Source organism: Nitrosomonas sp. Nm33 (assembly GCF_900107265.1).
In the GTDB taxonomy this organism is placed as follows: domain Bacteria; phylum Pseudomonadota; class Gammaproteobacteria; order Burkholderiales; family Nitrosomonadaceae; genus Nitrosomonas.
In genome coordinates this window covers 24,034-41,885 of record NZ_FNPJ01000019.1, presented here as the reverse complement: position 1 = coordinate 41,885, position 17,852 = coordinate 24,034, and the positions used below count along the sequence as shown (strand labels likewise).

Below are 17,852 nucleotides of genomic sequence, written 5' to 3'. Positions count from 1 at the left end.
CTGCTTTTGCCAATGCAGGGCACACGCTTGAATATTTGCCGTCTTATTCTCCAGACTTTAATGACATTGAACCAAAATGGGCCCAGGCCAAAACAGTCAGAAAAAAGGAAGGATGCTCCATCGAGCAGCTCTTTACCGCTTATGCACTTTAAATCATTTTATATGGGATCAGCTATATTACTAAGTGGGATTGAATTATTAATGCAGTCCTTATTGCAAGTTGGAATTATAACAAAGAAATGCCAATATGCATTAATTATATGATTCTACTATATATTTTATGGTAGATGTTAAATTTGGGCTAAGATGCTTGATCGTTAATAAAACTTTTTTCCCAATTAAAAACCCCCATCGCTGGGGGTTGCGTTAGCAAGTTTAAGATACACAAGTTAATGTATCATTTCAGATCGTCAATACTGGCACCAAAATTGATGTGGTAAGCTGCGCCATCCATTACAAGTGCCGGAACTGATTTAACCCCGGCAGCTTCTGCCGCACTAATTCGAGATTTGTCAGTGCCCAGATGCACAATTTCAACTTCATATTTTGAACGATCGATTGCATTAGCTACAGCATCTTCTGCTGCAACACATACTGGGCAACCGGCATGATAAAAAATAGCTTTTGCTGCCATGTAGTAGACTCCTTTTGTTAATAATCATACAAATAGCTTGTGCATTTTATCACACAAAGCCATTATTGCTAATGAGAATGGTTTCTAACTTAATCAGCTGGAGGAGGGGGAGGAGGATTACCAAGTGGTGGTGGCGGTATGTTTCTTGCTGGTGGTTGAGTAGGAGTACTAATAGTCTGACTCACGTAAGGAGCCCCTGCAAATTGACCTATTACCGGGACACGATGACCATTCGCATACATACACTGAATATAAGACATATCATAACGCTGTTGACTGATATTGCCAGATGTTCGAGCTGCTTGGCTACCAGCTAGACTGCCTGCCAGCAAACCACTGCCTGCACCAATTGCCGCCCCACGTCCACCCCCAATAGCTGCACCCGCAGCTGTACCAAGGGCGGTGCCTACTGCCGCACTTTCTATTCCGCTAGAAATAGAAGCTTGTCTAGTCGTCTGACCACCACCTTGTTGACTGGCATATTGTTTGCATTGATAGTCATCGCTACGAAACTGATCAAAACTTTTACCAACACCTGGCAAAACCATAACACTTGGGCCACTGGGTATAAGTACACATGCGGTAAGCAAAAGCAGTGGTAACAGATAAGTTAATCTTGAAATCTTTTGCATGATGGCTCCTTAAGTTATTCCTTTGGCTGGGGTGGAACTTTTAACCACCCACCTGGGCATTTCTTGACATAAGGATAATAGCCTGCCGGGTTTTCACAATAATGCCAGTAATTAGTTTCTGGGGGTGAGGGAGGTTGCACGGTGCTTGGTTGTTGGATATAAACCGGGGGGGTTGGTGGTACAACGTAAATGGGGGAATAATAATACGGTCCATAACCTCCATAGTAAGGCCGATAATAATAGGGATAGCCAAAACCATATCCCCCATAACGTCGAACTCCATAGCCATAATAGTAAGGATAACCAATTATTGATGAACCATAACCTGATCCTAATCCCAAACTATATCCATCGGGGTAGTATCCATAGCCATCGTAATAATTGTAACCATCATATCCCCATGCTGTCTCATTCAACGTCATTACTAAGAAAGCAGCCGTTAAATATAGAAACCTAGTCTTTCTCATGAGAATCTCCATCCTATCCTAACAAATAACCTAACCCTACTTCGAACAAGCTTTTTTATTTTTAATCAGAATTGGAGGGACTGGCTTCATTAAAGTTTCATGACATTGGAGAAAGTAAAGAAAAGCGCAAATATATTTGAAATTCCAAAGTATGGTATATTTTTGTGGCTTTGGTTGATTAGTAGGTTGCAATTAATTTGAATAATTAGAAAGTTAATTCTTCCTCAGTTACCTGCATGAGTTTCAAATACTAATCCAGCATGCTCCCGCATCTTATGAAAACAGATAGCAGGCCAATTCTCCTTCGCTACACTTAATTCCGCAGCGAATGAAGCAAGAAATGTAGGGGCATCGACCGCATCATAAGCAATACGGTGTGCGTTTGAATCGATGAAGCGTTGCAACTCCTTGGGATCATCAGCGGTAATCCAGCGCGCCAATTGATATTTAGCAGTGGCAATGCGAGCATCTACCCCGTATTCGTGCTGTAGTCTATGTGTTACTACCTCAAACTGTAAATTTCCCACCGCACCTAGTAATAAGTTACTGCCTATGTGGGGACGGAAAACTTGAATCGCGCCTTCTTCACCTAATTGTGTTAGGCCCAGTTTGAGCTGTTTGCTTCGCATTGGATCAGCAATTTCGATCGTCTGGAATATTTCAGGTGCAAAAAAAGGTAGACCGGTGAAATGTAGCGTTTCTCCTTCGGTAAGGGTGTCGCCAAGTTGCAATGTTCCATGATTAGGAATTCCGATAATATCACCGGCATACGCAACTTCAAGTAGTTCCCGTCGTTGCGATAGGAATGAAACAACTGTACTAGTACGTACCTCTTTGCCGCTCCGGACAACCTTGAGATTCATTCCACGTTTGAATTCTCCCGAGCAGATACGTACAAACGCAATGCGATCGCGATGCGCAGGATTCATGTTAGCCTGGATTTTGAAAACGACACCGGAGAATTTAGATTCAACGGGAGGCACTTCACGTTGAATGGATTTGCGTGATTTAGGGGGGGGAGCCAGTTCGATAAGTGCATCAAGAATTTCGCGGACACCAAAATTATTGATTGCTGAGCCAAAAAATATTGGCGTTTGTTCTCCAGCAAGAAAGGCAGCATGATCAAATTCTGGAGATACACCACGAATTAAATCAATTTCCTGGCGTGCTTCAATGAATCTTTCACCAAGACATTCAATCATTGCTTTATCATCTAGATTACTGATGATCATTTCGTTTTCATTTTCAACGCGATCAGCGCCGGGGTGGAACATGCGCATGCAGTGATGTTGAAGATCAAATACGCCATGAAATTCCTTGCCCATTCCTATCGGCCATGTAAAGGGTATCGTTGCCATACCGAGCGTGCGCTCGATTTCATCGATCAAATCAAGTGGATTACGTACTTCACGATCCATTTTGTTGATGAAAGTGAGAATCGGTGTATTGCGGGCGCGACATACTTCCAGTAGACGCAAGGTTTGTGCTTCCACACCATTACCAGCATCAATGACCATCAAGGCGGCATCTACAGCGGTAAGAACACGGTAGGTATCCTCGGAGAAATCTTGGTGGCCGGGTGTATCAAGCAAATTGATAACATGATCCCGATATTCCATTTGCATTACTGAGCTTGCAACCGAAATGCCCCGTTGCTTTTCGATCTCCATCCAGTCAGAAGTTGCATAGCGACTTGCTTTACGAGCCTTGACACTGCCTGCGATATGGATTGCTCCCGCAAACATAAGCAATTTCTCGGTTAATGTCGTTTTGCCTGCATCCGGGTGAGAAATAATAGCGAATGTGCGGCGTCGTTTTACTTCTTGCTCAATCATTATTGAAAATCCTTAAATACTTATTATCTGGTTATGCTGAATTTTAGTTCTGTGAATAAAGGTAGCAATGTGCGCTATGTGTCGGGCTAAAGGTACTTTTATCCGGGTAAATTTTTCGGCAAATTGGCATTACATAAGGGCAACGAGGGTGAAAGTAGCAACCTGATGGTGTATTAGCAGGAGAAGGTAATTCTCCTTTCAGGTGAGTACTATTTGTGCGCCTGGATGTTGCTTCGATCATCGGCACCGACGAGAGAAGTGCCTGTGTGTAAGGATGCTTAGGGGCATTCAATACTTCATCCACATGACCTTTTTCTACAATTCTCCCCAGATACATGACAGCTATTTCATCGGCCAGATACTCTACTACCGATATATTGTGCGTAATGAATAAATAAGCAAGACCTAAACTCTGCTGTAAAGTTCTGAGTAAATTTAGGATTTGTGCTTGCACGGAAACATCCAGTGCACTCGTTGGTTCATCACAAATCAATAATTTAGGATTAACTGCCAAGGCACGTGCAATTGCTATCCGCTGTCGCTGACCACCAGAAAATTCATGTGGGTAACGCCATTTTGCTTCCGGTGGCAAACCTACACGCTGGAGGAGCTCATCGACCTTATTTTCTTTCTGGTGTGACGATAGCTGTTGCTCAGGTTTTATTCTGTCACGATGATCAGAAACTAGGGCATTCATTCCTTCTACAATAATATCGATAATGCGCATTCTAGGATTAAGGGATGAATAGGGATCCTGAAAAATAATCTGAAATTCAGCCCGTTTCTTACGTAACTGATTGCGTGTTAATCTAGTGAGCTCGGAACCATTTAACTGCACGCTTCCTGCCGTGGTTGGGATGAGTTGGCAAATACCTTTACCTACTGTGGTTTTGCCACAGCCTGATTCACCCACTAGCGCAAGCGTTTTTCCGGGAGCAATCGTAAGCGAAATACCATCTACAGCTTTAACGTGTCCGATAGTGTGTTTTAGTAGGCCTTTGTAAATAGGGAAATGAATTTTAAGATTAGTGACGTTCAATAATGGTGAATCCTGATGAGGTGTTGCGTGATATGCTTCAATGGCTGAAGTTGTTTGTTTTTCCCTCATATTAACTTGGTATTCGGATTCATTTTCTTTACTGAAGAGGTGACACTTAACCCGATGGCCAGGGGCTATTTCGATCCACTCGGGTGCTGTCTGGCGGCATAGTTCCCAAGCATGATCACAGCGCTCTGCAAAGCGACAGCCTTGGAATGCTTGTGACAGGGGAGGGACATTTCCGTTTATCACAGCGAGACCTTGATTGCGTTTAGCTCTTTCTGGTAAAGCAGCAAATAATTTCTGGGAATAAGGATGGGCAGGCTGCTGAAAAAAATCTTCACATGTTGCAGTCTCGATAATCTCTCCAGCGTACATGACACCAATACGATGCGCCATTTCAGCAACAACCCCTAAGTCATGGGTTATCAGCAGGATAGCCATACGGGTGCGTTGTTGGAGGTCACGCATGAGATCAAGTACCTGAGCTTGAATCGTGACATCCAATGCAGTAGTAGGTTCATCTGCGATAAGTAGCTCAGGCTCGCCAGCGAGTGCCATGGCGATCATCACACGCTGTTTCATTCCGCCAGAAAACTGAAATGGGAATTCATCCATGCGGCGCGATGCATCCGGGATGCCTACCTGCTGCAATAAACCCAGGATGCGTTTTTGTGCGTCAGCATGATGCAAATCAAAGTGTTGTTTCAATACTTCTTTAATTTGTGATGAGATGGTCATGACTGGATTCAGGCTAAGCATTGGCTCCTGAAAAATCATGCTGATACGCTTACCCCGCACTTTTCGCATATCAGTTTCCGGTAAAAGTAGTAAATCATTGCCGTCAATCTTGATATGGCCTTCAATAATTTCTGCTGTTTCCGGTAACAGGCGCATGATGGAAAGAGCCGTCATGGATTTACCACAACCGGATTCTCCGAGTAAGGCGAATGTTTCACCTTTTAAAATTTTTAGTTCCAGTCCGTCTACTGCATGAATCGGTGCTGAATCAGTATTCAAAATCGTTTTGAGTTTTTCAATTTCCAGCAGCGGCATCATGGGTGTACAGTATTGTCCTTTGCTTCAGGAGAGATAGCGGCAGGAGCTGGTCGGGATGAGGAAGTATTGGATTGCAACATGTTACCTGCTTGATGAGATGACCTACTGACTCTTTCTGATAATGTTTTAATGCGTGGATTAAATGCATTCTGGACCGCATCGGCAAAAAGGTTTGCGCTTAACACCAATATAAACATGAATCCAAATGCTGCGAGTAGTGTCCACCATACCATTGGTTCCCGCGCCATTTCTAACCTGGCTGCATTGATCATGGTGCCAAAGCTGATCATGGAAGGATCAACGCCAACGCCTACATAAGAAAGTACAGCTTCTGCCAACACTAGGCTACTAAAATCCATGACGATAGTAATCAAGACGATATGCATGACATTGGGGAGGATATGCCGGCTAATAATCCGCCAATGTGAAACTGCAAATGCATGTGCAGCCTGAATGTATTCCATTTCACGCAATTTCAAAGTCTCCCCACGCAGTAGCCGGCACAGACCTGTCCAACTGGTGATACCAAGTATGATACAAAGAAATAACAAGCGTAAATCAGCACGCGCTGAAATAGTATCAAACATTTCTGGATGGGTTTCGATGTATACCTGCATCATCAAAACTGCAGCAGCAATGAGTAGAACGCTGGGAATCGAGCTTAATGTCGTATAGGTATACTGGATAACATCGTCTACCCAACCGCGGAAGTAACCAGCAGCGATCCCTAATAAAAGAGCGAAAGGGAGCATGATGAGGGTGGTCAGTGTGCCAATCACAAGTCCAGTGCGAATGCTCTTGAGCGATTGGTACAGCACATCTTGCCCTACCTTGTCGGTACCCAGCACATGGTAATGGGTAGATAGTGCAACGACTATGCCTAGCAAAACGAGTATCAATCCAAGCGTAATCATTATGACATGCCAGGGCGTTTCGGTAGTGCCTTTCCAAATTTCAGATTGCATTTGCAGAAAGCTTATCTTATGCCTCCTGGCTAATAGCATGCCCAAACTCATCACGATTACACTCCAGACCAATAATCCCCCTGCCGCACCTCTGATTGATCGCTCAGTAATGTCACCCGTTCGCTGAACCTCGGGATCCTCTAAGTGTATCCCGCCGAACGTCAGTCTGGTAAATTCCCGCGCTTGACTTCCATCAGGTAATTCCACGGTTTCTTTTGCATAAAGATAAGCTGAAAGGGGGGCTGAATAAGTTTTTTCCACACGAGTACGTAACGGCGTCGCGATGACATCAAAAAGACTCAATACTTCTACACTATATACCTTTTCACCTAGATTATTGCTGGTATTGTCTAAAGCAGGGCGGAAATGGATGGTATCGAGCAGTCCAGTCAGGATAAAAAAGAATAGAATGGTAAGAGCCGCCATACCACTTGCGCTATGTGTTACCCGTCGCCACGGCGTAAGCAAGTGCGTGTGACGCTGCATGTACCAACCAATAGCGATCACAACAGCTACGAGTAAGTAAACTAACGCATCAGTCCAAAGAATAACCGGGTCAAAAGGCATGATAATTTGAATTTTTTATGATTATCAAAAGTAGTTGAATGAATATTGTAGTGTAATTTACTTGCAGGTTTTACATTGCAGGTATAACTATTTCTGCTAGAGGAAAGTTAGGTAAGTAGGCAGGGGATATTTCAACTGATAAGATTAAATTTTGTATACACTTGCAAGTTATTTAGAGAAGAAGAATTTGATTTTTAATTCATGCTCAATTTTAAAATATGAGTAATAGGTTAATCATAGCGCAGTCGAGAAGGTCGACACTTGATTTTTTGCTTCCAATGGCTAATCGGCATGGTCTCATTGCAGGGGCGACGGGTACTGGTAAGACGGTAACTTTACAGGTTCTGGCAGAGCAATTTTCCCGCGCGGGCATACCCGTGTTCATGGCAGATATCAAAGGAGATCTATCAGGACTTAGTCAGGCCGGTGGCGGTAACGTAAAAGTAGAAGCGCGAGCCAAGGAGCTCGGTTTAGCATCCATCGAATATGCTGGTAATCCAGTTATTTATTGGGATGTCTTTGGTCGGAAAGGGCATTCCTTTCGTGCTACGATTTCAGATTTGGGGCCCATGCTGCTTGCGCGCATACTTAACCTCAATGATACCCAAACAGGGGTATTAACAGCGGTCTTCAAAGTTGCGGATGATCAGGGCTGGTTATTACTGGATCTGAAAGATTTGCGTGCCATGCTACAGTATGCTTCGCAGAATGCTCAAAAGCTGGCGACTGAATATGGCAATATCTCAGCCGCATCTGTAGGTGCTATCCAGCGGGGATTATTGCAATTGGAGCATGAAGGGGGCGAGCATCTCTTTGGAGAGCCGATGTTGAGGTTTGTAGACCTCTTGCAAATTGATGCAAATGGGCGGGGGGTCATCAGCATTTTGTCGGCTGAGACTCTGCATAACACGCCGCGTCTTTATGCTACTTTATTGCTCTGGCTGCTTTCAGAGTTATATGAGAATCTCCCCGAGGTGGGAGATCTCGATAAACCCAAACTGGTGTTTTTTTTCGATGAGGCTCATTTATTATTCAACAATGCACCTAAAGTATTGTTGAATAAAATCGAGCAGGTGGTGCGATTAATTCGTTCGAAAGCAGTGGGTATCTATTTTGTCAGCCAGAATCCACTGGATATTCCCGATGTGGTACTTGGACAACTTGGGAATCGTATTCAGCATGCATTGCGTGCATTTACCCCCAAAGATCAAAAAGCGGTCAAATCGGCTGCACAAACATTCCGTCCCAACCCTCACATCGATGTCGAAGCGGCGATTACTGAACTGGCAGTAGGTGAGGCTTTAATTTCTTTTCTGGACGAGAAAGGGCGTCCGAGCCCAGTTGAGATAGGCAAAATTTTTCCACCCATGAGTCGTATTGGTCCGGTAATGGATCAGGAGCGGCAGAAAATAATTCGTAACTCAGGCTTGTTTGGATACTATGAGGAAGCTATTGATCGCGAGTCAGCCTATGAAATTCTGAAAGAGCAGGTTGAGAAGAAAGCTGGCAAGGAAATGCAGCCAGAAAGCGATCGTGGATTTGATTGGCATGACTTACTGGGCAAGAAAGTGGCTACCAAGCGATCAGGACACCAACCCGAGGGAATTATAGAAGCAATGGCAAGAAGCGCCGCCCGAACCGTGGGCACTGAGATCGGTCGACAGATTATGCGGGGGGTACTCGGTTCCATCCTGGGTAAGAATCGTCGCTGATTGCAAAATGCTGTGATGAACTCCTAAACGGAGTTACCGATACTATATTTTTCTGCTGTAATTGTTTCTTCTAATAAAAAGGGCACCCTTAGGTGCCCTTTTTTTGTTAGCTATAGCCTTGTTTAGAAGTCGTGGCGTAGACCTACTGAGTAAACATTACGGTCTGCATCTAGTCCAACTGCAGCAAGATTTCTGTCTTTCACCCAAACACGCTGATAACCACCAAACAGACTGGAGCGTCTGCTCAGACTGTGAATGACACCTGCAGTAATGTTTTCAATATCTTTCTTGGCTAGTGCGCCAATGCTTTGTGCTGTAGCCATACCACCTTGCACGATGAGCATGGTATTACCGATCGTGTAATCGGCGCCTGCAATCCAGAGCCAGCCATCACCATTGGCATTCATGGCTGAGTTACATTGACCACGGCCATCAAGGGTTAGTGAGCCGGCAGCATTCCCGAAAGCAGCAGCGGTAGTACAGGTAGCTGCGCCGCCTAAAGGATTGGCATTGTTGATTGCTTCATACTGACCTCGAACACGCAGGTCGGCAAAAGATATCAGTGCACCACCACGCCAGATCTCTTCGTCATCGATTACGCCACCTAAACTTTTCATCCGATTGCTGACATTATCGCGTGAATAACCACCAAAAATGTTGACACCGAGTGCATCGAACTGTTGACTATATTTACCTGCAATCTGGAAGTCCCATTCACCATCTTCACCGCCGGAGTTTTGGAAGGGATTGCCACTAGCGAGTGGATCAAGAACGCCGGGAGTAAACGCTGCTGAGCCTGCATTAGCTCTGGATGGATCCAATTTTCTGGCATCGCCCGGCATCAACAAAGCTGACATGGAGAAACCTTCAACTACGGGTGAATCATAGCGCGCTGCACTGTTAACAAAGCTGTTGTCACCTGATCCTAATCCATTTTGTGATGCGGTCATCAAGCCACCGCTGCCGTTGGCATGCAGACTGGTATAGGCAAAAGGATCAATGGTATGACCACCTGCAAAATCCTTGAAGGGAGATTGAACTCGACCAAATTTGAGTTCACCCCATTGATCGCTGCCAAGACCGACCCATTGTTCACGAGCGCTATCAGATCTGCCGGAACCAGGGTTAAAAGAAAACTCTACGCGACCCATAGCTCTGAGTCCCATTCCAAGATCTTCTGCAACCTGCAGACCCCAGCGTGATTGAGCTGCATCATCAAGTATGCCTGTTTGAGCACCATTACCATTAATATGAACCGTGGAGTATTCAGCTTGTAGTCGACCAAAAATGGTGACATGTGTACCTTGTGCTGTGGCGATTAGCGGGGCTGCAAGTGCACCAGCTACTCCCAGCGCAATTAGTTTCTTTTTCATGTGAAACTCTCCTTTAAAATTAAAAAGACGGGGATCGTCATGCCTAAAATCTATCAAACTTATTTTTATTAAATACTTCTCATTATCCAGACCTTCCGAACTGGAAAGGTTAGATAAATTGTGCCCAACATAAATCAGTGGTGCAACAAAAAACAATCAAATTTTCGATTTTAAGCAACATTGTGTTGCTTTTGTGCAACATAAAAATTATTTTGTAAAATTGTTTTAAAAAATATTCAAAAATAATTTTATTTCCTTGTTTTTTGCTACAAATAGTATTCCGATCCAATATAAAAATTAATCCATCAATCTGGGCAACAACAATTGATTCTTAAAAAATTTTGGTTGATTATTGCTATGATCTACGTCAGTGACTGCTTCTCTCAAGAATCTGTTTTTTCATTATTTTATCAACCATACTTTTAGGCTGCTTGCTACGATTTTTTTCACAAATTCTGGGAGTTTGGCGAAATAGAGTCGTGCATGCGGCGTGCTGAAGTACTCGGTTTACGTTTGGAAGAAAGGCGTAAATGAATAATTTGTTCTCCTTTCAATACGGCACGACAAGCAGGAGTTAGATGCAGTGAACGATGATCTGCATTATCCCAGGCGAGATATCCAAGTACTGTTAATTGCCGAAAAACTGCATGCCATGCTCCTTCATTAAACTCTTTGCCGATACCAAAAGTGCTGATTTTGTCATGCCCCACTTGCTTACGCTTTCACTATGATTGCTACGTAACACGTCGATCAAATATTCTGGATCGAAGCGCTGGCCAGTACGATAAACGCAGGATAGTGCTTTTTGTGCGGCGATTGTTCCGTCCCAGACTCCCGGCGGGTGATGACAAATATCACAGTTGCCACATGCGACAGCAATCATAGTCTCACCAAAATAATCAAGTAGTCGTACTCTGCGACAAGTCGTTGCCTCGCACAGAGCGAGTAGTGCATCAAGTTTAGCAAAGGCAATATGTTTAAACCTGGGTTGAGCCTCAGACCGTTCAATCAGGCGCCACAACTGCACAACATCCCCTGGGCCATAAGCCATCCAGGCATTAGCAGTCTTCCCATCACGACCTGCTCGACCGGTTTCCTGATAATAATTTTCCATGCTTTTTGGTGGATCCAGGTGCGCAACAAAACGGACATCCGGCTTATCAATCCCTAAGCCAAAGGCTGTTGTGGCGACTACCACGATACCTTCTTCGTATAAAAATTTCTCCTGATGCTCCTTACGTGCTTGGGTGCACATGCCGGCATGATAGGGGATTGCTGAAATGCCATTTTCAGCTAGCCATGCTGATGTTTTCTCAACTTTCTTGCGTGATAAGCAGTAAACGACACCTGCATGTCATGCATGTTCAGTACAAATAAACTTTAATAGTTGTGCACGACCATTTGTCTTCTCGATGATGCGGTAATGAACATTGGGGCGATCGAAACTCGAAACAAAAAGTCGTGCATGACCAGGATGAAGTCGCTGAATGATTTCTGCACATGTTATGGGATCCGCTGTTGCTGTCAACGCAATGGGTGGAACATTCGGAAATCTTTCATGCAAAATTGAAAGCTGCATATATTCTGGACGGAAATCATGCCCCCATTGAGATACGCAGTGGACTTCATCGATTGCAAATAATGCTAATTGTATGCGCTGCATAAGATGCAGAAATCGGGGAGTAAGCAATCTTTCAGGTGCGACGTATAGTAGATCGTATGTACCTGCAAGTAGATTATGCTCGATGTTAGAGGTTTCCAATTGGGAGAGCGAAGAATTCAAATACGCTGCTCGTGCTCCTCTTTTGCACAAAGTGACTACCTGATTCTGCATCAGTCCGATTAACGGTGAAATAATGATTGCGACCCCATTGCGCATAAGTGCAGGAATCTGGTAACACAACGATTTTCCTCCGCCTGTTGGCATCAATACCACACAATCATGACCACTGGTAACATGAGTGATGATTTCAGCTTGTTGACCACGGAAGCTACTATAGCCGAAAACTTCCTTGAGGGTTGTAAGCACACGAGACATCATTTTGAAAAATCCCGCTAACTCAACCAAAATTGAATAGCCAACGGTTCATGCGTAAGCGCTATTGCCGATTTTTGAAATGATCTATTTCACGCCGGTCGCGTTTGGTGGGCCTACCTTTGGTATAAAATTGCTGTGGCTGCATTTTAATTTGCTCCATAAGCACTTCGCGTGCTTTACGGCTTGCATCAGTCTCCTGATAGAGTTGCTGCGCCTCTGATGCCGAACCTCGCTTATTGGATAATGCTATCACTTTGATTTCGTATTGATAATGCGCAATCCGAATGGTGAGCATGTCACCAATTGCCACAGTCTTGGCTGGTTTCACCCGTGCACCATTAATGTGTATTTTACCGCGTTCTACTGCTTCTGCCGCTAGAGAGCGTGTCTTAAAAAAGCGCGCGGCATAAAGCCATTTATCAATACGGAATTTTTCGATATCGTTTTGCGGCATCATCGTTTTGCTACATCAATCAATTCATTGGTGATTATCTGAAAAGTGCCGGTACAATAAGATCATACTGTTGACTAAACTGAATATTCAGAATCGTGGTTTCTACCAAATAAATGTTAAGTTCTGGCCTTAATTCCATGCTGATAGTATCGTATAAATGGATGCTCTGGTGAGCATAAATAAAGATATGACAGCCATACTTGAATAGCAACTGGCGAAGAAGGCAAAATTACCGAATTATTATATAATTAGCGGATAATTTGAATTACAGGACGAATACCTGTTGCTTGCTGATTAAAAGTCTGTACTGGATCTTCCATAGCTAATTACCCTGCGTGATACAAATACTCTAGGAATAATATCTCTGAGGATGATTTTAAGCAGTATGCTTAATGACTATAGAAATCTGTTCTTTGTTGCCTATCAAAGGAAGGCACATTGTTTATTTCATATTTCACGCTACATACACTGTATATAATTTTCTTAAATAGCTTTTACAAAACCATAATGCCTGTCTGGAGATAAAAATGGCGGTAGCTGATGTTTTAAAAAAAATTCAAGACCATGAAGTTAAATTTGTTGATCTGCGTTTTACTGATACTAACGGCAAGGAACATCATGTAACAGTTCCTGCCCATGCCTTTACTGCAGACAAATTTGAAGATGGGCACGCTTTTGATGGTTCTTCTATTGCGGGTTGGAAGGGAATTCATGCTTCGGATATGTTACTTATGCCTGATCCCGACACAGCTACGATGGATCCGTTTATGGATGAAGCGACATTGTTCCTTACCTGTGATGTGGTTGATCCTTCTGACGGACAAGGCTATATCCGTGATCCCCGTTCACTGGCAAAGCGTGGTGAAGTCTACCTTAAATCTACCGGTGTCGGGGATATTGCTTATTTCGGTCCCGAGCTTGAATTTTTTGTTTTTGATTCTGTACGCTGGCAAACCAGTATGGCAGGATGTTTTCTAAAAATCGAATCAGAGGAAGCTGCCTGGAGTTCGAAAAAGAAATACGAAAATGGCAATATTGGACATCGACCTACCATCAAGGGTGGATACTTTCCTGTGCCACCAGTTGATTCGCTCCATGATATTCGTTCTGCGATGTGCCTTGTTCTGGAAGAGATGGGCATCAGTGTCGAGGTTCATCATCATGAAGTCGCCAATGCGGGCCAATGTGAAATTGGTACCCGATTTAATAGCTTAGTAAAGCGTGCAGACTGGAATCAGATACTCAAATACGTCGTGCACAATGTAGCGCATTCCTATGGTAAGACGGCTACATTTATGCCAAAACCTATCGTGGGGGATAATGGCTCTGGTATGCATGTTCATCAATCGATTTGGAAAGATGGAAAGAACTTGTTCTCTGGAAATGGTTATGCTGGAATGTCTGAAACAGCGCTGTATTATATTGGTGGTATTATCAAGCATGCAAAAGCATTGAATGCGATTACCAATCCTGGCACCAATTCGTACAAAAGACTCGTTGCTGGTTTTGAAGCACCTGTCAATATTGCTTATTCTGCTAGTAACCGTTCCGCTGCAGTGCGTATTCCACATGCCAGCAATCCTAAGCAACGACGTATTGAAATACGTTTCCCTGACCCAATTGCCAATCCCTATCTAGCATTTACTGCATTGTTGATGGCCGGGCTTGATGGTATTCAGAACAAAATTCATCCTGGCGACCCCATGGATAAAAATCTTTATGATCTTCCTCCCGAAGAAGCATCCAAAGTTCCGAGTACTTGTAACTCCTTGGAGGAAGCACTGCAGAATCTGGATAAGGATCGTGAATTTCTTACCCGAGGTGGTGTATTCTCCAATGACATGATCGATGCTTATATTGCCTTGAAGATGGAAGAAGCAATGCTCTATCGGATTAATACTCACCCCGTTGAGTTTTCAATGTATTACAGTTTGTAAATAAAAAGCAAATTTGAGGTGTTTATTATTTTATTGCCTTAGCTTCATTTGATTGAAAATTTAATCAGTTTTAATTTTTCAGTCGGGAGATTGCTATGGGGCAAAAAAATTTTGCCATTGCTTCAGTCTTGGCAGCTTTGTTAACTATTACGACTCATGCGGCGGCAGGTATTTATAAGCTTGTAGATGAAAATGGTCATGTAACCTATACCAATGCACCAGTTAAGGGCGGACAGAAGCTCCAGTTTAACTCTTCAGAGACCAAAGTAGTCGCAAAAGTTACGACAATGGCGCCTTTGACCAGAGGAGATTTTCCAAAAGTAACGGATGGTCAGCAGAAGAGGCGAGATATTAACCGTCGTCAAATTCTTGAGAATGAATTGGCTACAGAAACAAAATACTTGGTGGAGATCCAGCAGACTTTAAATGAAGCTATAAAAAAATTGAGACAAGCTGCGACTAATAATACCCAATTGTTGCTTGATACCCATATTTCAGAAAATGAAAATATAAAGAAGCTTCGTAATCAAATTACCTTGCATGAAAGAAATATCATGGCACTACGTGCTGAGTTGGGAAATCGCTAATCATTGTCATCCTGAATGATTGCCTTATGAAGACTGTCAACATTTTATTCGTGTTGCTTTCTACATATAGTTTTCTGTGTATGGCTCAGTCAGGAGTATACAAGCATGTAAATCAAGACGGTCATACCTTTTATTCTGATACTGAAATAAAGGGTGCTAGCGAGATTGATTTGCCCGAGATAACAGTATTGCCAGCAGATCGCTACGTTCCAGCAAGTTTAGCCATAAAAAAAGGCGCAACTCCGCCCGAGCACAATGAGGTAGTCGAGAAAAAGATCGACCAAGAAATAACACAAGCATCTATGCTCGAGACAGCTCGTCAGAATTCTTCTGACAAAAATGTAAATCAACCGAATGATTATGACCGAGTGCAACAAGTCATTGAAGAAATGGCTCTTTACGAGGATAGTATCGAAGTGCTTGAAATTGAGCTTTATAATTTAGGGGTGGCTATTAAGGAGCGCATGAAGGAATAACACTTAGAAATAGAACGATCTTCGCTTCGTTTATTTATTGATTCGATTTCTTTCTATTTTGATTCGATGTCAGATCAAAGTCTATGAAAGCATTTGAACTCAAAATTCCTCCTATTATAATAATGTCAATTATTGGCATTATCATGTGGTTTATTGCAATTCTTGTCCCTCAGTCAGCGCTAACTATTCCTGGGCGAGTCATTATGGCGACAGTTGTCGGCTTTACTGGCATTGTGTTTATTCTGGCAGGTGCTATAGCGTTCAGAGTGGCAGGGACAACAGTCAATCCAATGCAGCCGAGCAAAACATCGTCCATCGTGACTGGGGGCGTCTATAGAATAAGCCGTAATCCTATGTATATCGGTTTTTTGCTGATACTTTTATCATGGGCGTTATTATTGTCAAATATAGTTTCCTTGGCAGGATTACCTCTCTTTGTTTGGTATATGAATCGTTTTCAAATCATCCTGGAGGAACAGGCGTTGATTGCTAAGTTTGGGACTGAATATGTTGCTTACACGAAAAGCGTGCGCAGATGGTTATGAGTTCTGATTATCAGTGTTATTGCGCCTTGCAGCCATCTATAAAAGGGGGAGTTCATATTTCTGTGGTGTACAAATTAAGATGTGTGTGTAATACCTAATTTATCGATAGTGTATGAACGAGCCAACCATTACTTGTTCTAATTGCCACATTGAAATTCGGCTTACTGAATCGCTCGCTGCTCCTTTGCTGGCTGCCACTCACCAGCAATATCAGCAGCGGCTTGCGCAAAAAGATCATGAAATCGCCAAACGTGAACAGGATATCCCCGCGAGCAGGAAAAGTATCTGATCGAGGCCAGGCGAAATCTTGAGCAGCAAATTACTGAACAGGTTGCAGCTCAGCTCAAGATTGACCGTGCACGACTGATTGAGGAGGAATCCAGAAAAGTCAAACTGGCGATTGCTTCTGAGTTAGAAAGCAAGGTTCGTGAATTGGCTGACCTTCAGGAATTGCTCAGGACGCGTGACAGAAGCTTGCTGAAGCACAACATGCACAAGCAGAGCTCATCAAAAAGCAACGTGAGTTGGATGACGCCAAACGCGAGCTAGAATTGACAGTTGAGAAACGAGTTCAAGAAAATCTGGCGACAGTACGATTTCAGGCTCGTCGTGAAGTAGAGGAAAGCCTCAAATTAAAGGTTATGGAGAAAGATCAAACCATAACCTCGATGCAGCAGAAAATAGAAGAGCTTAAACAGAAAGCCGAGCAGGGTTCACAGCAGCTACAGGGAGAAGTGCAGGAGTTGGAGCTTGAGACGTTGCTGCGCGCCAAATTTCCTCTGGATGCTATTGAACCGGCTCCGAAAGGTGATTTCGGGGGGGGATGTGTTGCATTATGTGTTTAGTCGGAGTGGTCAGCAAAGCGGTGTTATTTTATGGGAGTCCAAACGCACTAAAAATTGGAGCGATGCCTGGTTGGTAAAATTGCGTGAGGATCAGCGTAATGCAAAAGCGGAAGTGTCGATCCTGGTCAGCCAAGCGTTACCGAAGGGAATTGAAACCTTTGATGTTGTGGAGGGAGTTTGGGTGGCGCATCCACGGGTGGCACTCCCAGTAGCGACTATTCTGCGTCATGCTTTACTTCAAGTCAGCCTTGCGCGACAGGTCTCAGAAGGGCAGCAAACTAAGACCGAAATGGTTTATCAGTACTTAACTGGACCACGTTTTCGTCAGCGCATAGAAGCGATCATCGAAGCCTTTGCTACGATGCAGGAAGATTTAGATAAAGAGCGCAAAGTTATCATGACGCAATGGGCGAAACGTGAAGAACAGATTGAGCGGGTAATGGGCGCGACAGTGGGCATGTATGGAGATTTGCAGGGCATAGCCGGGAAATCGCTGCAAGAAATTGCAGGTTTGGAGTTTGAAGCTATTGAGATAAAAGAATTGGATCTTTAAACGATAATTTTTAGTCATTATGTGAATTTGATTGGCTTAATGGTTGTCAACATGTTTTAGGTGTAATTGAAAACATGAAGGGCGTTCAGTACATTTTATCCGGATGCGGAAAAAATGGTGGAGCTGGAGATTCT

General features: G+C 43.5%; 18 protein-coding genes and 1 pseudogene. 9 read left to right on the top strand and 10 right to left on the bottom strand.

Going from position 1 to position 17,852, the window contains the following annotated elements:
* The coding region (locus tag BLV54_RS17210; RefSeq protein WP_176969695.1) for a transposase at positions 1 to 152 on the top strand (152 nt) is incomplete at its 5' end.
* A 245-nt stretch (positions 153 to 397) separates the two neighbouring features.
* Here BLV54_RS17210 and BLV54_RS06055 read toward each other — a convergent pair.
* From BLV54_RS06055 to BLV54_RS06030, 6 genes are all read right to left on the bottom strand, one after another.
* Positions 398 to 634: a thioredoxin family protein gene (locus tag BLV54_RS06055; RefSeq protein ID WP_090569223.1), complete on the bottom strand. Its 237-nt coding sequence runs from the start codon at positions 632 to 634 to the stop codon at positions 398 to 400.
* 89 nt (positions 635 to 723) lie between these two features.
* Complete coding sequence (locus tag BLV54_RS06050) at positions 724 to 1,266, bottom strand: YMGG-like glycine zipper-containing protein (protein ID WP_090569220.1); 543 nt, start codon at positions 1,264 to 1,266, stop codon at positions 724 to 726.
* 14 nt (positions 1,267 to 1,280) lie between these two features.
* Entirely contained in the window at positions 1,281 to 1,733 is a 453-nt protein-coding gene (locus tag BLV54_RS06045) for a hypothetical protein (RefSeq protein WP_090569218.1), read from the bottom strand.
* A gap of 224 nt (positions 1,734 to 1,957) precedes the next feature.
* Positions 1,958 to 3,571 carry a peptide chain release factor 3 gene (locus tag BLV54_RS06040; RefSeq protein WP_090569216.1) on the bottom strand — a complete coding sequence of 538 codons (1,614 nt, stop codon included), beginning with the start codon at positions 3,569 to 3,571 and terminating at the stop codon, positions 1,958 to 1,960.
* A gap of 40 nt (positions 3,572 to 3,611) precedes the next feature.
* Entirely contained in the window at positions 3,612 to 5,666 is a 2,055-nt protein-coding gene (locus BLV54_RS06035) for an ABC transporter ATP-binding protein (RefSeq protein ID WP_090569212.1), read from the bottom strand.
* The gene (locus BLV54_RS06030; protein WP_090569209.1) at positions 5,663 to 7,198 is read right to left on the bottom strand and encodes an ABC transporter permease; all 1,536 of its coding nucleotides are present in this window, start codon (positions 7,196 to 7,198) and stop codon (positions 5,663 to 5,665) included. Before BLV54_RS06030 ends, BLV54_RS06035 begins: the two co-directional genes overlap by 4 nt.
* Before the next feature lie 218 nt (positions 7,199 to 7,416).
* Between BLV54_RS06030 and BLV54_RS06025 the strand changes: the two genes are divergently transcribed.
* Positions 7,417 to 8,910, top strand: a complete 1,494-nt coding sequence (locus BLV54_RS06025; protein ID WP_090569208.1) for a helicase HerA-like domain-containing protein — start codon at positions 7,417 to 7,419, stop codon at positions 8,908 to 8,910.
* A gap of 122 nt (positions 8,911 to 9,032) precedes the next feature.
* Here the strand turns inward: BLV54_RS06025 and BLV54_RS06020 are convergent, their stop codons facing one another.
* From BLV54_RS06020 to BLV54_RS06010, 4 genes and pseudogenes are all read right to left on the bottom strand, one after another.
* Positions 9,033 to 10,283, bottom strand: coding sequence for a porin (locus BLV54_RS06020; protein ID WP_090569205.1), 1,251 nt, complete (start codon positions 10,281 to 10,283; stop codon positions 9,033 to 9,035).
* Positions 10,284 to 10,729: 446 nt separating this feature from the next.
* Positions 10,730 to 11,568, bottom strand: a pseudogene (locus BLV54_RS17205) (RQC domain-containing protein); the annotation flags it as partial.
* Positions 11,569 to 11,637: 69 nt separating this feature from the next.
* A complete protein-coding gene (locus BLV54_RS17200) occupies positions 11,638 to 12,312 on the bottom strand; it encodes a RecQ family ATP-dependent DNA helicase (RefSeq protein ID WP_339389433.1) in 675 nt (224 codons plus the stop codon).
* 70 nt (positions 12,313 to 12,382) lie between these two features.
* Entirely contained in the window at positions 12,383 to 12,778 is a 396-nt protein-coding gene (locus BLV54_RS06010) for an RNA-binding S4 domain-containing protein (protein ID WP_218132326.1), read from the bottom strand.
* Between the two features lie 524 nt (positions 12,779 to 13,302).
* On the opposite strand from BLV54_RS06010, the gene glnA reads away from it, so the two are divergent.
* The 7 genes from glnA (at position 13,303) to BLV54_RS16720 (ending at position 17,718) form a co-directional block, all read left to right on the top strand.
* Positions 13,303 to 14,712 carry a type I glutamate--ammonia ligase gene (glnA, locus tag BLV54_RS06005; RefSeq protein WP_090569200.1) on the top strand — a complete coding sequence of 470 codons (1,410 nt, stop codon included), beginning with the start codon at positions 13,303 to 13,305 and terminating at the stop codon, positions 14,710 to 14,712.
* 95 nt (positions 14,713 to 14,807) lie between these two features.
* Entirely contained in the window at positions 14,808 to 15,299 is a 492-nt protein-coding gene (locus BLV54_RS06000) for a DUF4124 domain-containing protein (RefSeq protein WP_090569197.1), read from the top strand.
* Between the two features lie 26 nt (positions 15,300 to 15,325).
* Positions 15,326 to 15,775, top strand: a complete 450-nt coding sequence (locus BLV54_RS05995) for a hypothetical protein (RefSeq protein ID WP_090569195.1) — start codon at positions 15,326 to 15,328, stop codon at positions 15,773 to 15,775.
* A gap of 143 nt (positions 15,776 to 15,918) precedes the next feature.
* Positions 15,919 to 16,320: a methyltransferase family protein gene (locus BLV54_RS05990; protein WP_218132325.1), complete on the top strand. Its 402-nt coding sequence runs from the start codon at positions 15,919 to 15,921 to the stop codon at positions 16,318 to 16,320.
* 112 nt (positions 16,321 to 16,432) lie between these two features.
* The gene (locus BLV54_RS16730; protein ID WP_256329194.1) at positions 16,433 to 16,609 is read left to right on the top strand and encodes a hypothetical protein; all 177 of its coding nucleotides are present in this window, start codon (positions 16,433 to 16,435) and stop codon (positions 16,607 to 16,609) included.
* 235 nt (positions 16,610 to 16,844) lie between these two features.
* Positions 16,845 to 17,165: a DUF2130 domain-containing protein gene (locus tag BLV54_RS16725; protein ID WP_256329193.1), complete on the top strand. Its 321-nt coding sequence runs from the start codon at positions 16,845 to 16,847 to the stop codon at positions 17,163 to 17,165.
* Positions 17,110 to 17,718: a DUF2130 domain-containing protein gene (locus BLV54_RS16720; protein WP_256329191.1), complete on the top strand. Its 609-nt coding sequence runs from the start codon at positions 17,110 to 17,112 to the stop codon at positions 17,716 to 17,718. Before BLV54_RS16725 ends, BLV54_RS16720 begins: the two co-directional genes overlap by 56 nt.
* Positions 17,719 to 17,852: the final 134 nt, after the last annotated feature.

Excerpts from the sequence above, each read along its gene's own strand:
- BLV54_RS06030 (WP_090569209.1), bottom strand. The coding sequence starts at position 7,198 with ATGCCTTTTGACCCGGTTATTCTTTGGACTGATGCGTTAGTTTACTTA.
- BLV54_RS06010 (WP_218132326.1), bottom strand. The coding sequence starts at position 12,778 with ATGATGCCGCAAAACGATATCGAAAAATTCCGTATTGATAAATGGCTT.
- BLV54_RS06000 (WP_090569197.1), top strand. The coding sequence starts at position 14,808 with ATGGGGCAAAAAAATTTTGCCATTGCTTCAGTCTTGGCAGCTTTGTTA.
- BLV54_RS06045 (WP_090569218.1), bottom strand. The coding sequence starts at position 1,733 with ATGAGAAAGACTAGGTTTCTATATTTAACGGCTGCTTTCTTAGTAATG.
- BLV54_RS06050 (WP_090569220.1), bottom strand. The coding sequence starts at position 1,266 with ATGCAAAAGATTTCAAGATTAACTTATCTGTTACCACTGCTTTTGCTT.
- BLV54_RS16730 (WP_256329194.1), top strand. The coding sequence starts at position 16,433 with ATGAACGAGCCAACCATTACTTGTTCTAATTGCCACATTGAAATTCGG.
- BLV54_RS06025 (WP_090569208.1), top strand. The coding sequence starts at position 7,417 with ATGAGTAATAGGTTAATCATAGCGCAGTCGAGAAGGTCGACACTTGAT.
- BLV54_RS06035 (WP_090569212.1), bottom strand. The coding sequence starts at position 5,666 with ATGATGCCGCTGCTGGAAATTGAAAAACTCAAAACGATTTTGAATACT.
- glnA (WP_090569200.1), top strand. The coding sequence starts at position 13,303 with ATGGCGGTAGCTGATGTTTTAAAAAAAATTCAAGACCATGAAGTTAAA.
- BLV54_RS05995 (WP_090569195.1), top strand. The coding sequence starts at position 15,326 with ATGAAGACTGTCAACATTTTATTCGTGTTGCTTTCTACATATAGTTTT.
- BLV54_RS06020 (WP_090569205.1), bottom strand. The coding sequence starts at position 10,283 with ATGAAAAAGAAACTAATTGCGCTGGGAGTAGCTGGTGCACTTGCAGCC.
- BLV54_RS06055 (WP_090569223.1), bottom strand. The coding sequence starts at position 634 with ATGGCAGCAAAAGCTATTTTTTATCATGCCGGTTGCCCAGTATGTGTT.
- BLV54_RS05990 (WP_218132325.1), top strand. The coding sequence starts at position 15,919 with ATGTGGTTTATTGCAATTCTTGTCCCTCAGTCAGCGCTAACTATTCCT.